13 protein-coding genes are annotated in these 15092 nt (G+C 71.5%); 8 read left to right on the forward strand and 5 right to left on the reverse strand.

Annotation, left to right across the window (positions count from 1 at the left end):
- Positions 1–10: 10 nt before the first annotated feature.
- Positions 11–910, reverse strand: a complete 900-nt coding sequence (locus tag NQZ70_RS21675) for a LysR family transcriptional regulator (RefSeq protein WP_129575903.1) — start codon at positions 908–910, stop codon at positions 11–13.
- Between the two features lie 49 nt (positions 911–959).
- Here NQZ70_RS21675 and NQZ70_RS21680 point away from each other — a divergent pair, with 49 nt between their 5' ends.
- Both NQZ70_RS21680 and NQZ70_RS21685 read left to right on the forward strand, forming a co-directional pair.
- On the forward strand, positions 960–1676 hold the full coding sequence (locus tag NQZ70_RS21680; RefSeq protein WP_165374089.1) for an SDR family oxidoreductase: 717 nt from the start codon (positions 960–962) through the stop codon (positions 1674–1676).
- 298 nt (positions 1677–1974) lie between these two features.
- Positions 1975–2907, forward strand: coding sequence for a fibro-slime domain-containing protein (locus NQZ70_RS21685; RefSeq protein WP_165374090.1), 933 nt, complete (start codon positions 1975–1977; stop codon positions 2905–2907).
- Between the two features lie 109 nt (positions 2908–3016).
- On the opposite strand, the gene NQZ70_RS21690 is transcribed toward NQZ70_RS21685, so the two are convergent.
- The 4 genes from NQZ70_RS21690 to NQZ70_RS21705 form a co-directional block, all read right to left on the reverse strand.
- Positions 3017–3802 (reverse strand): hypothetical protein, encoded by a 786-nt coding sequence (locus NQZ70_RS21690; protein WP_129575904.1) that lies wholly within the window; start codon positions 3800–3802, stop codon positions 3017–3019.
- A gap of 250 nt (positions 3803–4052) precedes the next feature.
- A complete protein-coding gene (locus tag NQZ70_RS21695; protein ID WP_165373705.1) occupies positions 4053–5270 on the reverse strand; it encodes a hypothetical protein in 1218 nt (405 codons plus the stop codon).
- 457 nt (positions 5271–5727) lie between these two features.
- Positions 5728–7311 carry a family 43 glycosylhydrolase gene (locus NQZ70_RS21700; RefSeq protein WP_129575906.1) on the reverse strand — a complete coding sequence of 528 codons (1584 nt, stop codon included), beginning with the start codon at positions 7309–7311 and terminating at the stop codon, positions 5728–5730.
- Between the two features lie 214 nt (positions 7312–7525).
- Entirely contained in the window at positions 7526–9058 is a 1533-nt protein-coding gene (locus NQZ70_RS21705; RefSeq protein ID WP_129575907.1) for a GH1 family beta-glucosidase, read from the reverse strand.
- A gap of 141 nt (positions 9059–9199) precedes the next feature.
- Between NQZ70_RS21705 and NQZ70_RS21710 the strand changes: the two genes are divergently transcribed.
- The 6 genes from NQZ70_RS21710 to NQZ70_RS21735 all read left to right on the forward strand — a co-directional run bounded on the left by NQZ70_RS21710 (position 9200) and on the right by NQZ70_RS21735 (position 15059).
- Positions 9200–10168, forward strand: coding sequence for a quinone oxidoreductase (locus NQZ70_RS21710; protein ID WP_129581491.1), 969 nt, complete (start codon positions 9200–9202; stop codon positions 10166–10168).
- 173 nt (positions 10169–10341) lie between these two features.
- Positions 10342–10707: a glutaredoxin domain-containing protein gene (locus NQZ70_RS21715; protein ID WP_129575908.1), complete on the forward strand. Its 366-nt coding sequence runs from the start codon at positions 10342–10344 to the stop codon at positions 10705–10707.
- Positions 10708–10992: 285 nt separating this feature from the next.
- Positions 10993–11913 (forward strand): ABC transporter permease, encoded by a 921-nt coding sequence (locus NQZ70_RS21720; RefSeq protein ID WP_129575909.1) that lies wholly within the window; start codon positions 10993–10995, stop codon positions 11911–11913.
- Between the two features lie 2 nt (positions 11914–11915).
- Positions 11916–12989 (forward strand): ABC transporter permease, encoded by a 1074-nt coding sequence (locus tag NQZ70_RS21725; RefSeq protein WP_129575910.1) that lies wholly within the window; start codon positions 11916–11918, stop codon positions 12987–12989.
- A 43-nt stretch (positions 12990–13032) separates the two neighbouring features.
- Positions 13033–14046: an ABC transporter ATP-binding protein gene (locus tag NQZ70_RS21730; RefSeq protein ID WP_129575911.1), complete on the forward strand. Its 1014-nt coding sequence runs from the start codon at positions 13033–13035 to the stop codon at positions 14044–14046.
- Positions 14043–15059, forward strand: coding sequence for an ABC transporter ATP-binding protein (locus NQZ70_RS21735; RefSeq protein ID WP_129575912.1), 1017 nt, complete (start codon positions 14043–14045; stop codon positions 15057–15059). The genes NQZ70_RS21730 and NQZ70_RS21735 overlap by 4 nt, the downstream gene beginning before the upstream one ends.
- The last annotated feature ends 33 nt before the right edge of the window (positions 15060–15092 follow it).

Consider the following 15092-nt stretch of genomic DNA (forward strand, 5'->3'; position numbering starts at 1 on the left):
CGCGGGGCGCTCAGCCGTGCCGGATCACCCAGTCGAGCGCCAGGCGCACCCGCGCGGGGAGGAGCCGCCGCGACGGGTACACCGCGAAGAGCTCGCGCGGCTCGACGGTGCGGCCCGTCACGGTGAGCTCGACGAGCGCCTCGCCGTGCTGCGCGATCACCTCGCGGGGCGCGCAGACCACGCCCAGCCCCTGCGCCGCCGCGGCGATCGCCGCCCGCGGATCGTTGACGCAGAAGCGCGCGCGCGGCCGGACCTCCTCGACGGAGCCGTCCCGCCGGCGGAGGCGCCACGCGGCGTCCGCGCGGCTCAGGACGGCGGGCAAGGCGCCGAGCGACGCGCGCGCGAGCCGCGCGCGGCCCCGCAAGGCCTGCTGCACGAAGCGCGGCGACGCGGCCAGCGCGTACGGGAGCGACCACAGGCGCCGCGCCACGAGCTCGGCGTCCTGAACGGGCCCCGCGCGAAACGCCAGGTCGACGCCCTCCTCGACGAGCGGGACCACCGCGTTCGTGAGCGTGAGCTCCACGGTCAGGCGAGGGTGCCGGGCGGCGAAGGCGGACAGCGCCGGCGCGATGCGCTGCGCGCCCGTCATCACGGGCGCCGTCACCCGGAGCCTGCCCGCGGGCTCGTCCTCGCGATCGGCGACCCGGTCGAGCACCGACCCGAGCTCCTCGAGCAGGGGCCCGGCGCGCTCGAGCAGCCGCGCGCCCTCGCCGGTGAGGCCGACGCGGCGGGAGGTGCGCTGGAGCAGCCGCACCCCCAGCACCTCCTCCAGCAGCGCCACCCGGCGGCTCACGGTGCTGGTGGGCACCCCCGTGCGCCGGGCCGCCTCGACGAAGCTCAGGTGGTGCGCGACGGCCGCGAAGAGCCGTACGTCCTCGAGGGAGATCATCCCGCTCATGGGATGAAGCATGCCATATCGTCCCATGGTGCGCGCGAGGCGCCCGCGTTACCCCTCCTTCATGAACCTTGAACACCAGCATGTCGTCATCATCGGGGGCTCGTCCGGCATCGGCCTCGGCGTGGCCAAGGCTTGCCTCGCGCGGGGCGCGACGCTGACCCTCGTGAGCCGCTCGCCGCAGAGGCTCGCCGCCGCCGCGGCCGAGCTCGGGGAGGCGCGCCGCGTGCGCACCGTCGCCGCCGACGCGACGCAGGAGGCCGAGGTGCGGGGCCTGTTCGGCGAGCATCCGCCCGCGCACCACGTGGTGGTCACGGCGGTGCAGGGCCACTACCAGCCGATCCGCGAGCTCGACGTCGCGGCGGCGCGCCGCACGATCGACTCGAAGCTCGTGGCGGCGCTCCACATCGCCAAGCACGCGCGGATCGAGCCCGGCGGCTCGCTCATCTTCACCACCGGCATCGCGGCGGCGCGGCCGGGGCCGGGCGGCGCGGTCGTCGCGGCGGCGAACGGCGCGCTCGAGTCGCTCGTGCGCGCCCTGGCCGTCGAGCTCGCGCCGGTGCGCGTGAACGCGCTGTCGCCGGGCTGGGTCGATACGCCGATCTGGGACTCCATCGCTGGCGGCGAGAAGGAGCAGCGGTTCGAGCAGCACGCGCGCCGTCTCCCGGTCCGGCGCGTCGGCGCGCCCGCGGACATCGCGCACGCCGCCCTCTTCCTGATGGGCAACGGGTTCACGACCGGCGAGACGCTGCACGTCGACGGGGGACACCGCCTCGTCTGAGCTCGTCCGCCGAGGCGGCCTGACGCGACGGGAAGCGCAGAGACGCGAGGCGGAGAGATGGGGCCCAGCACGGGAGAGCTCACCGATTCGACCTCTTCCCGCGGGGCAGGGACGACGCACCGCATTACCTCCTCTCGCGTCGAACAAGGCAGGATTCCGTCGGATGCAGCCGGGCTGAATTCAGCGATCTCCACGCGATCGTGGCAGCGGGCGCCGCGCGATCTCGCGTAGGATTCCAGGGGCGACATTGACAACCCCCACGAGGTGTGGTTGTCCTACTTTCTCCCAGGAGTGCTCTATGTCCCCTCGATCTCTCTTTCTTGTGTCCTTCACCGTCGCGGCCCTGGCCTGCTCTTCGGGGCCTGACGACAACAACGGCAACTCGGGCTCCGGCTCCGGCGGCGGGCCGACCTCCGGCGGCACCAGCGGGTCGCCTTCGGGGGAGAGCAGCAGCTCGACGGGCGACGACATCGGGAGCATCTCGGGGGGCAACGTGACCATCGGCGCCGGCGGCGCTGGCGGGAGCGATTGCAAGAGCACGCTCGATGTCCTCTACCGCGACTTCAAGGACACGCACCCCGACTTCGAGATGGACTTCCGGGGCGACGTGGTTCGGCGCAAGCTCATCGAGCCGCAGCTCGACGGCGACAGCAAGCCGGTGTTCCTCAGCTCGGTGGGCTGCCAGGCGGACCTGCAGACCCCGCTCGCCTGCGGGGGCGGGAACCCGAACCAGGTCGTCATCACGAGCGCCGAGTCGTTCAGCCAGTGGTACCGCGACGTGCCCGGCGTGAACATGACGTTCCCCAAGCAGCTCGAGCTCGAGGAGTCGCCGCCCGGCTCTGGCCGGTACATCTTCGACAGCACGGATTTCTTCCCGCTCGCGCCGGAGGAGGGGTTCGGGATCAACCCTCCCAACGGCAAGAACCAGAACTTCCTCTTCACCACCGAGATCCACCTCAAGTTCGGTTACGTCGCCGGCCAGGAGTTCAGCTTCCGGGGCGACGACGACATGTGGATCTTCATCAACGGCAAGCTCGCCCTCGATCTCGGCAGCATGCACGGGCCCGAGTCGGGCGTCATCGACTTCGACGCTCAGGCCGATTACCTCGGCATCTCTCCGGGCAACACGTACACGATGGATATCTTCCACGCGGAGCGCCACACCGACGGGTCGAACTTCCACATCGAGACCAATATCTCCTGCTTCGTGCCCGTCGACGTCCCGCGGTGAGGCGAGGCGCGCCGCGCCCCGGGCCGCGGGCGGGATCGCCCCGCTCGCCGCGCGACGCCCGCGCCATCTTGCGCGCGCGGGCGTCGCGACGACGCCGGGACCGAGCCCCTCAGGGGCCGAACGTGGCGACGAAGATATCGCGGCCCCCCGCGTAAGATGTCGGGCCGGTCCCGAAATCGACCGGACCGATCATGTCGCCGGTGACGCCGATCATACCATTCGGCGCGATCGCGATATCCTCCACGGGAGCATCGAAATCGACCCACCAGAGCTCGTTGCCGCTCGCGTCGAGCCTGGCGAGCCCGCCCCCGGCGAGGATGACGCCGCCGGCAGGATCCAGGGCGATCTTGTTGCCGAAGCGGACCGAGCGGCTGAAGACGTGCTGGCCTGCCGAGTCCAGCTTGACGAGCACGGGGCCGGCGGGGAGCACGCCGCCGCCGAAGTCGACGAGCCCATCCGCGGAGCCCGCCACGAGGATCTCATCCGACGCGTTGACCGCCACCGAGGAGGCGCCCATCGCCCCGTTGTTCTCGAACATCCGCGTCCAGACCAGAGCGCCCGCCGGGTCAAACTTGGAGACGGTGAAGTATTCCGCGCCGAGATGCGAACCGTCCGGGGGATCCTCGTTCGCCACGATCGCGTTGCCGGCGCTGTCGACCGCGAGGCTCACCGCTGCATTGCTGAGGTCGGATGCCGGAATGATCTGTGTCCAGAGGATGCCGGCGCCGCCGGCGCCGATCCTCGCCAGGTAGGTGGAATCGTAGATGCTGTAGAGCATGTACACATTACCGACGGCATCGACCGCGATCTCAGCTACTCGCCACACCCCCGTGTTGCCAAAGATTGGGAATCCGGCGCTCCAGAGATGATCGCCGCCGGCGTCGAACTTGGCCACGAAGACTCCGCGCCGTGGCGCTGCCGCTCTGGCCATCCCCGGCGGCGCCCCCGCGCGCCGCCGGCTCACACGCCGCGGCGGCGAGGACTGCCGCTATGGTGAAGGCGGCCGAGGGGCTCATGCTTGCCGCGGATGCTGAATGGATAGGATCGGAGTCTATGGTCATGGCCGCTTCGATGCTCGGCGCGGGCACGACGTTCATCGCCGGTCGATCGTCCGGCGGCGACCCTCGTCGCAGGGCGGCGCGGTATCAGTCCTCCGGGCAGGCGGGCTTCGGGTCGGGGCACGGCTGGCCCTCGACCCAGGGGCGCGTCTGCTTGCAGCCGCTCACGTCCTCGAAGGTGTTTCCAGAGACGAAGTCGGGCCCCGCGGTGCCGTTCCAGCCGCGGGTGACGCCGTGGCCGGCGACGTGGCGGAACGTCGACCCCTGGATGAACCCGCTGCTCGGCGCCCGGCTGAAGATGACGGCGCCATTGAAGGTCGCGAGATCGTTGCAGCTGAGCAGGATGCAGCCGCAGTCGTAACCGACATACTCGACGATGACGTTCTCCAGGACGTTCTCGTCGCGCGGGATGCCGCCGAACCAGAGCCCGCCCCAGTCGCCGGGCGCGGGCGTCTCCGCGGCCGAGGTGAAGACGATGGGCTTCTCCGGCGTGCCCAGCGCGCGGAGGGCGCCGCTCGCGGCGAAATCGCCGGTGAAGTGCTCGATCTGCATGAAATTGCCGGGCTCGAACCGGATGGTGACGCCGGGCTCGATGGTGAGCGTCGTGAGCGGCGCGTCCTCGCCGCCGCCGCCGATGTTGAAGCGAGCGTCGCGCCAGTCGCCGAAGTGGTAGGGCACGCCGCGGTCGCGCAGGGTCGTGTCCTGCTGCAGCCCGGAGGTCTGATTGGCGCCCTCGTCCTGGATCAGGATCTCGTCCTTTCGATTGCCGGTGTACACGCCGACCGGGATCGAGCCGAGCGCCTGCTCGCCGAGCTCCAGCGGATACGGGTGCTCCTCGCTGCCGCTCTCGGTGATCACGAGATCGGTGGAGCCCTCCGCGAACGCCGACGCCCGCAAGAGGAGCACCCCGGCGCCGAGCGACCCGCGCACCGTCACGTGATCGACGAGCAGGACCGGCGCCGCGGGGGTCACGGACGCCCCGTACGCGGAGAGCGCCGCGTTCGCGTGGAAGCGATCGCCGCCGCCCCCCTCGAGCGTCACGTGGCGGAGGGTCGCCTTGGCAGGCCACGCGACGTGCACGTCGTTCCACCGCGCGCCCTCGCTGCCGCGGAACGTGATCGGCCGCGCCTCGGTGCCCTCGGCCTTCAGCTCGGCGCCCTCATCCATCGCGGAGATGCCCGTGTCCTCCTCGAGCAGCACCTCGGCGCACGGCTCGATCGTGAGCGTCACGCCGGGGCGGAGGCGGACAGGGAAGCTCACGACGTGCGGGCTCCCCTCCGCGGTCCAGGTCTCATTTTCGCTCACATCGCCCGAGTGAACCGTCGGGCCGCCGGACGGCGCGGGGCACCCCGGCTCGGCCGAGCCGCCGGCGCCGCCGGCCCCACCCGAGCCGCCAGCCCCACCCGCAGCGCCAGCGCCGGCAGGGGGAGGGTCGCCAGGATCGCACGCGACGAGGAACATCACACAGATTGAGGTGAGCGTAACTACAACGTTCCGTAGAGCCATATCCATGTTCCTTTGTGGACACCTGTGCGTTGGTGCGCACACAGGCAAAGACGCACAGATTAGCTCATTCGCATCGCGTCCGCAGAGTCTTTGCTCGTGCCAGGCGCGAGCCCGCCCCCTCGCGGCGCGACCCGCGCTGCGCGCCGGCCAAGCGGCCGTGTTGTCGCGTCCGATGGACACCGGCGCTCCTCGGGATGTAATCCGGATTCCGGAGCGGCGAGAGCGCCTGTCGCGCCCCGCGGGCGCTCGACGGGCTTCAGCGCCGGGGCGACGGCTGCGCCATGCGGAACGACGCGAACCGCGCGGCGGCTCCGCTCGGGCCGCGCACGAACAGGACCGCGCGCACGCCGCGATCCCAGGGCGGCAGATCTTCGGCGTCGACGGCGTCCCCGACCGGGGCCCAGGCGGCGGCGCCGCCGGCGCGGATCGCGAAGCGGAAACGGTGCCCGCGCACGACCGTCATCCGGAGCTCGGCGCGCGGGGGCGCGCTCGTCTCGGCCACCATCCGGCTCTCGCCGTTCGCGAGGCGGAAGACGGCGGCGCGGCCGCCGCCGATCGAGATCCCGACCGCGTTGTCGCCGTCGCCGTAGGCCGCGAGCCCCGCCTCGACGTCCGGCGGGGCCGAGACGTCCGTGGTCACCTCATAATCGCCCCGCAGCGTCGGGCGCCCGACGACCGCACCGAGGTGGCTGCCCGGAGCCCCCGGCATCGCGCCCAGCGTGAGCCATCCACCGCCTTCGGGCTCGAGGGTCGCGTCGGGGCGCGCCGCCACGGGCCACTGCCAGTGCGGATCGAGCGCGCCGCCGTCGAACTCGTCCACGATCTCCGCGGGCCAGGGCGCCTGGGGCGCGATGGGCGATGCGGCGCGGGCGCTGGGCCCGCCGCCGCGGAATGACGGCCAGCCGTCGGCTCCGAAGAGCACCTCGTCGAGCAGGCCTTGCCGGCCGACGTACACCGAGTCCAGGGCGCTGTACGCGTGGTAGAGGAGAAAGAACCGCCCGCCGCCGTCGTCCACCACGCTGCCGTGGCCGGGGCACCTCCAGGCGTCGTCGCCGGTGAGGATCGGGTTCGCCGGGTTCTTTTCCCAGGGCCCGCGCAGGCGCGTCGCGCGCGCCACGCCGAGCGCGTAGCTGCACGCCCTGCCGCAGCAGCCGGCGCCCGAGTAGAAGGCGTAGAAGCGGCCTCCGTGCCGCATGAGATAAGGCCCCTCGACGACGCTATCTTCCCAAGGCGCGTCGTTCTGGAAGAGGACGACCGGCGCGCCGAGCAGCGCTGTGCCGTCCTCCGAGAGCTCCTGGGCCCAGATCGGCGTCGGAGCCCCGACGCTGTTCCCGTCCTCCTTCCAGACGAGGTGGCGCACCCCGTTCTCGTCGCGGATCGGGCAGCCGTCGATGGAGCCGACCGCCATGCACGTGAGCGGCCCGTGATCGGTGTACGGCCCTTCCGGCGCATCGGCGCTGGCCGCGGCGACGCATAGCGGGCCGCCGCGCTTCCGGGCCGTATAGACGACGTAATATCGGCCGCGGTCCTCGGTGATCTCGGGCGCCCAGAGGCTCCCCGTGGCCCAGGACGGGAGATCGGGGAAGACCGAGCCCACCCGATCCCAGTTCACGAGATCGGTCGAGCGGAGGAGCGGAAACGGCGCGCCCCACTCGGAGCTCGTCGCCGTCGCCCAGTACGCGCGGCCCACGCGGATGACCGAAGGATCCGGGAAGTCGCCCGGGACAACCGGGTTGGCGTACACGCCGCCGCCGCGGCTCCCCGCGATCTCGGCGGAGCCCGCGGGCACGGCGTCCCCCCCGCAGCCGCCGAGGAGCAGCAGCGAGACCGCCGTGGGCATGACAGCGCAGACCAGGGCCCGGCGCCGGCACGGGACCAGACCGCTTCTCTTCCGCCCCTGCCATGATCGCGGCGTGATCACGGGATGGATTGGCCGAGGAACATCGATTCTTCCGTTTCGGGGCTCGTGAGCGATCCGGCGTCGAGATCGACGTAGCACGAAGAGCGCGCCGGCCGCGCGGCCCGACGGGGAATCGGGCCGCGGGCCTCCGGGATCAGCCGGTCACGTTGTCCCAGGCCACCGCGGTCGGCCCGAGGAGCGAGCGCCCGTTGGTGGCGATGACGTCCTTGTACCAGGAGAACGAGTCCTTCGGGATCCGGCGCTGGGTCTGGTAATCGACGTAGACGAGCCCGAACCGCTCCCTGTAGCCCTCGGCCCACTCGAAATTGTCGAGGAGCGACCAGGCCCAGTATCCGAAGACGTTGACGCCCTCGTTCATCGCCCGCGCCAGGCCGAGCAGGTATCGGTGCATCAGGTCGATGCGCTGCGGGTCGTGCACCTTCCCGTCGAGGAAGACCTGGTCCCGCGTGGCGGTGCCGTGCTCGGTGATCCCGATGGGCAGCTTGTACCGCTCCCAGAAGTACCTCGTGCCCCAGTAGAGAGTGCTGGGGACGACCTGCAGCCAGTCGAGCGTCGCGCGCGGGTAGCCGGGCGGGGACGCGACGCGCTCGGGCTTGCCGTCCTTGCCCTGCCGCCATGTGCCCGCCGAGTACATGTTGAGCCCGAGGTAGTCGAGCGGCCGCTTGATCTGGTCGAAGTCGCTGGCGGGGAAGTCGGGCACGTCGTTGCCGAAGAGCTTGAGGCCGCTCTCCGGATACCGCCCCTCGAGCACCGGCGCGATCCACCAGGCGTTGTTCCACGGGTGCCGCTCGTAGACCGAGAAAATCGCCTCGCGCGCCGCCTCGATGTCGCCCGGGTCCTCCGTCGCGGGGCGCTGGACCTGGGTCGCGAGCACGTAGCCGACCTTCGCCGCCTTGGCCGCGGCGCGCAGGGCGTCCACCTGCTTGCCGTGGGCGCGCATCTGGTTGTGCGCGGCGGTCAGGTAGTCCCGGTACGGGAGCTTGAGCCCCGGGGCGAAGTGCCCTTCGAGGAGCGCGTTGCCGATGAACGCCTGCGGCTCGTTCTGCGTCACCCACCACGGCACACGATCGCCGAGCCGCTCTGCGACGACGGTCGTGTAGTCGGCGAACCAGTCGGCGACGTCCCGCTGGAGGAACCCGCCGCGGTCCTGGAGCGCCTGGGGGAAGTCCCAGTGGAACAGCGTGCACAGGGGCACGATGCCGAGGCGGAGGAGCTCGTCGACGAGCCGGTCGTAGAAGTCGAGCCCTTTCTGGTTGACCTTGCCCGTGCCCTCCGGGAGGACGCGCGTCCACGAGACGCTGAAGCGATAGCTCTTGGCCCCGAGCTCGGCGAGCAGCCCGAGGTCCTCCTTGTAGCGGTGGTAGTGGTCGCACGCGACGTTTCCGGTGTGCCCTTCGAAGACCTTCCCGGGGGTGTTCGAGAAGACGTCCCACACGGAGGGGCCGCGGCCGTCCTCGGCGGCGGCGCCTTCGATCTGGTAGGCCGCGGTGGCCGCGCCCCACAGGAAGCCCTCGGGGAACGGCGCCGCCGTCGTGCCTGCCGGCCCCGCGCCGGCCGACGGGGCCGGCGACGCGAGCGCCGAGGCGGCCGCGGCAGCGGACGGCGCGGGCGAGGCGCCAGGGGCGTTGTGCTGGGTGAGCGACTCGGAAGGAGTGGAAGCGGACATGAGAGCGCATCATCCACGGCGCGCGTTGGGCAGCAATGGGATCGATGCCTGCGCCGCGGCGGCGCCCGGCGGGAAGCGATGCATCGTCGATGCCTGCGCCGGCTGCTTGACGAGCCGCTCCGGCTCGGCAACATGGGCGGCATGCTCGCGATCCGACCGAAAGCCGCTGGCGGCCCCGAGGTGATGACGCTGGAGGAGCACCCGACGCCGACGCCGGGCCCGGGTGAAGCCGTGGTCCGCGTCGAGGCCGCCGGGGTGAACTTCATCGACATTTACCAGCGGAGCGGCCAGTACAAGCTCGAGCCGCCGCTCCCGCTCGGGCTCGAGGGCGCGGGGCGCGTCGAGGCGGTGGGGCCGTCGGTCACCGAGGTGAGGGAAGGGGACGAGGTCGCGTGGGCCGGCGGCGCCGGCTCGTACGCCACGCACGTCCGCATCCCCGTCGCGAAGCTGGTCCCGGTGCCGGCGGGCGTCGGCGCGAAGCGCGCGGCGGCGGCGATGCTCCAGGGCATGACGGCGCATTACCTCGTGCGCTCCACGTTCGCGCTCGGGCCGGGCCACACGTGCCTGGTCCACGCGGCGGCGGGCGGGGTGGGGCTGCTCCTCTGCCAGATGGCGAAGCGGCTCGGCGCGCGCGTGATCGGCACCGTCTCGACCGAGGCGAAGGCGCGGCTCGCGCGCGAGGCCGGCGCCGACGAGGTGATCCTGTACACGCAGGCCGACGTCGAGGTCGAGGCGCGCCGGCTCACGGGCGGCGCCGGGGTCGACGTGGTCTACGACGGGGTCGGGCGCGACACGTTCGAGAAGAGCCTGGGCGCGCTCCGACCGCGCGGCATGCTGGTGCTCTTCGGCCAGTCGAGCGGGCCGGTGCCCGCGTTCGACCCGCAGATCCTGAGCCAGAAGGGGTCGCTCTTCCTGACGCGGCCGACCCTCGGGCACTACACGGCGACGCGCGAGGAGCTGCTCCAGCGCGCCGAGGACGTGCTCGGCGCGATCGCGCGCGGCGAGCTCACGATCTCGGTCGGCGCGACGTACCCGCTCGCCGAGGCGGCGGAGGCGCACCGCGCGCTCGCCGGGCGGGCGACGACGGGGAAGGTGCTGCTCGTGCCGTAGAGCGCCCGGCGGCCTGACGCGCGGAGATCGCGAGCGGGCCACGCAAGGCGGTTCGCCGTCTCCACGAACTCTGGCGCTCGCGCTGGGCCGCGAGGCGCAGTAGCGCGTTCCGGCGCGAGGTTGACCGCGCGCTCTCCGCGCCGGTACGCTGCCGGCGCGGAGGTGCTCATCTCATGTCCGAACGTCCCATGCTTGCTCCCGAGAAGGTCGCCGAAGCGGTGAAGTCGCAGATCGCGAGCTTTCATCGCTCCATCGTGGATGAGGTCGCAGGCGCCGTGAGCCGCGACGGGGTGGTCGTCGTCGGGATGGCCCAGAATCCCTTCGTGAAGAAGGCGCGTCGGCTGCTCGATGGAGAGGGCGTGAGATATACCTACCTGGAATACGGGAGTTACCTCTCCAAGTGGAGGGAGCGGCTCGCCATCAAGCTCTGGGCCGGCTTTCCGACGCTTCCCATGGTGTTCGTCGACGGGGTCCTCGAGGGCGGCTACGCCGAGCTCGTGAAGCTCCGCGATCAGGGCAAGCTCAAGAAGCAACCGTGAACGGGCGCGGATGAACGGCGAGCGCCGCGCGTGCCTGGCGCGCCGGCCGCATACCGGCGCCCCAGCGCGCAGGCCGCCTCGGCCGCGGCAGCGCGACGCGCCGCGCGAAACGCCGTGCCGGCCAGCGATTCCGTGATATGCGGGAAGACGCGGCGCGCCCTCGCGGCCGTCGCCGCGCCGAAGGAAGGCAGCACGGAGGCACCTCGTGACATCGCTCGGGATCCACGGAAGGCGGCGGCATGACGAGGCGAGCGGCGCGGCCCCACGGCCGGGAGGCGGCGCGCCGTGAGCACCTACGCCATCAAGCGGCTGCTCTCGATCATCCCCACGCTCCTCCTCGTCGCCACCCTGGTGTTCGTCCTGGTGCGCATCGTGCCGGGCGGCCCGTTCGATCAGGAGCGGGCCGTGCCCGTCGAGGTCCAGCGCCAGCTCGACGCCAAGTACCACCTGAACGATCCGGTGCTGAAGCAGTATGGCGACTGGCTCTTTGCGCTCGTCACCCGCGGCGACCTGGGCCCGACGTTCAAGTACCCGAACCGCACCGTCAACGAGATCATCGCCCTCAGCCTGCCCGTGTCGATGCAGCTCGGGTTCTGGGCGATGCTCTTCGCCCTGGCGATGGGCATCCCGCTCGGCATCGTCGGCGCCATCCGCCAGAACACCTGGAAAGACACGGCGGCCATGGGGGTCGCCATGGTCGGCCTCAGCGTGCCGCGGTACGTGCTCGCGCCGCTGCTCATGCTGGTCTTCTCGCTCAAGCTCTACTGGTTCCCCGTGGCCCGCTGGGAGACGTGGCGGCACATGGTGCTCCCGGTCATCTGCGCCGGATTGCCGGTGGCCGCCTACATCGCCCGGCTGACGCGAGGCGGGATGCTCGAGGTGATCCGCTCCGACTTCATCCGGACCGCGCGCGCCAAGGGGCTCTCCGAGCGCAAGGTCGTCCTGAAGCACGCGCTCCGGGGCGGGCTGCTCCCGGTCGTGAGCTTCCTCGGCCCCGGCTTCAGCGGCCTGCTCGTCGGCTCCCTCGTCGTCGAGAAGATCTTCAACATCCCCGGCATGGGCCGCTACTTCGTCGAGGCGGCCACGAACCGCGACTACAACCTCGTGATGGGGGTCATGCTCGTCTACGGCTTCCTGCTCATGCTCTTCAACGCGCTCGTCGACGTGGCGTACGCCTTCATCGACCCGCGGGTGGAGCTGCGCTGATCATGCCCGCCGCCCCCCCGCCGCCCGCAGCAGAGCCCGCCGCTGCCGGCGCTTCGCCCGCCGCGCCCGGCGACCTGCCCGCCGTCCCCGGCGGCGCGGCGCCGCGCCCGGCCGGCCCGCTGCGGCTCGACGCGCTCGAGCAGGGGTCGAGCCTCGGGCGCGACGCGTGGCGGCGGCTCCGCAAGAACCGCGCGGCGGTCGCCTGCGGCGCCGTGCTCCTCGCGATGATCCTCGCCTGCATCCTCGTCCCCGAGCTCTCCAGCTACCGGTACGACAAGGCCGACCTCAAGCTCGGCGCGCAGCCGCCCTCGCTCGCGCACTGGATGGGCACCGACTACTTCGGCCGCGACCTGATGGCCCGCGTCTTCTTCGGCGGGCGCATCTCGTTCGCCGTCGGCATCATCGCGACGCTCGTGAGCTTCGTCATCGGCGTGAGCTGGGGCGGCGTCGCCGGCTACTTCGGCGGCAAGGTCGACGCGATCATGATGCGCATCGTGGACGTGCTCTACACGTTCCCGTTCCTCATCCTCGTCATCCTGCTCATGGTCTTCTTCGCGAACGACCAGACGCCCCTCTACCGCGCCTGGAAGGTCGCGCTCGGCCTGTTCGTGCAGGATGCCTCGGATCCGAGCTATTTCCCCATCTTCCAGATCGTCGTCGTCTTCGCGGCCCTCGGCGGCATCTCCTGGCTCACGATGGCCCGCATCGTCCGCGGCCAGGTCATCGCGCTGCGCAGCCAGCCGTTCATCGAGTCGGCGCGCTCGATCGGCGTCGGCCACGCCGCGCTGATCTTCCGGCACCTCGTGCCGAACGCGGTCGGCCCGATCATCGTCTATACGACGCTCACCATCCCCGAGGTGATGATGACCGAGGCGTTCCTGAGCTTCCTCGGCCTCGGCACGCAGGAGCCGCTCTCGAGCTGGGGCCTGCTCGCGTCCACGGGCGCCGACGCGATGGACCTCTTCCCCTGGCAGCTCATCTTCCCGGCGCTGATGCTCGCGCTCACGCTGATCTGCTTCAACTTCCTCGGCGACGGGCTCCGCGACGCCCTCGATCCACGCATCCGAAAGGACTGAAGGGGCGCGCCGCCCCCGCGGCGCGCGCGCGCTCAGACGAACCATGCTGATCGAGGTCAACAACCTGAAGACCCACTTCTTCACCGAGGAGGGGGTGGTGCGCGCGGTCGACGGCATCTCCTTCAGCCTCGATCGCGGCGAGGTGCTCGGGATCGTCGGCGAGTCCGGCTCGGGCAAGAGCGTGACGAGCCTCTCGCTGCTCCGGCTCATCCCCGACCCGCCGGGGCGGATCGTCGGCGGCCAGATCCTGATCGAGTCCGAGGGGGGCGTCGTCGAGGACCTCGTGGAGGCGAGCGAGGCGCGGATGGAGCGCATCCGCGGCGACCGGATCGCGATGATCTTCCAGGACCCGATGACGTCGCTGAACCCCTACCTCCGGGTGAGCGAGCAGCTCATCGAGGTGCTGGAGCTGCACCGCGGCATGGGGCGCGCCGAGGCCCGCCGGCGCAGCGTCGAGATGCTGCAGGCGGTGGGCATCCCCGCGGCGGCGTCGCGGATCGACGACTATCCGCACCAGCTCTCGGGCGGGATGCGGCAGCGCGTGATGATCGCCATGGCGCTGCTCTGCGACCCGGATCTGCTCATCGCCGACGAGCCGACGACGGCGCTCGACGTCACGATCCAGGCGCAGATCCTGGATCTCATCCGGGAGCGGAAGGAGGCGCTCGGCGCGGCGGTCCTGCTCATCACGCACGACCTCGGCGTCGTCGCGAAGATGGCCGATCGCGTCGCGGTCATGTACGCCGGGCGCATCGTCGAGGAGGGCCCGGTCGACGCCATCTTCCACGCCCCGCGCCACCCGTACACGATCGGCCTGTCGCGGTCGATCCCGCGGCTCGAGGGCCCGCGCGGCGCGGACCTCGTCCCCATCCCCGGGATGCCGCCGTCGCTCGCGCGCCTGCCGCCGGGCTGCCCGTTCCACCCGCGCTGCGCCCACGCGGTCGCCGCGTGCCGCGAGGAGGCGCCGCTTCCGCGGGTCGTCTCGGGCGAGGGGGACAGGAGGGCGCTGCACGTCGTGCGGTGCCATGTCGAGGACGTCGCCGGACGAGCGCCATGACCACACCCGCCACACCTCCGCCGCTGCTCTCGGTGCGCGATCTCAAGGTCCACTTCCCGGTGCGGTGCGGCCTGCTCCAGCGGCAGGTCGGCACGGTGCGCGCGGTCGACGGCGTCTCCTTCGACGTCGACCTCGGCGCGACGCTCGGCCTCGTCGGCGAGTCCGGCTGCGGCAAGTCGACGACGGGGCGGGGCATCCTGCGCCTCGTCCCGCCCACGTCGGGGAGCGTGAAGGTCGACGGCCGGGAGATCCTGACGCTCGAGCCGCGCGCGCTGCGCAAGGCGCGCCGCGAGATGCAGATGATCTTCCAGGACCCGTACGCGAGCCTGAACCCGCGCATGACGGTCCACGACCTCATCGCCGAGCCGCTCTTCACCCACGGCCTCGCCTCGTCCCGCGACGGGGCGCTCCGCGAGGTCGCGCGCCTGATGGAGCTCGTGGGGCTCTCGCCCTCGTACATGCGCCGCTATCCGCACGAGTTCTCCGGCGGCCAGCGGCAGCGCATCGGCATCGCCCGTGCGCTCGCCCTCAAGCCGAAGCTCGTGATCGCGGACGAGCCGGTCAGCGCGCTCGACGTGAGCATCCAGGCGCAGATCGTCAACCTGCTCGCCTCGCTCCAGCGCGAGCTGTCCCTCACGTACGTGTTCGTGGCGCACGACCTCGCGGTTGTCCGCCATCTGTCAAGCGAGATCGCGGTGATGTACCTCGGCCGGATCGTCGAGCGCGCCCGCCCAGATGCACTATTCCGCTCACCCCAGCATCCGTACACGCAGGCGCTGCTGTCGGCGATCCCGATCCCCGATCCCGACCAGGAGCGCAAGCGGCGTCGCCTGACGCTCGTCGGCGAGGTGCCGAGTCCGCTGAATCCGCCCTCAGGGTGCCATTTCCACACCCGCTGTCCCTATGCGATGGAGCGGTGCAGCATCGAGGTTCCTCCGCTGGAGGAGCGCCGTCCCGGTCACTGGGCTGCTTGCCACCTCACCGAGTTGCCCACCGCACCTACGCATCCGTGAGGTGATCCGGCGGAGCGCAGTTCCCGACATCGG

Origin of the sequence: Sorangium sp. So ce836 (assembly GCF_028553905.1) — a bacterium.
GTDB lineage: Bacteria > Myxococcota_A > Polyangia > Polyangiales > Polyangiaceae > Sorangium > Sorangium cellulosum_D.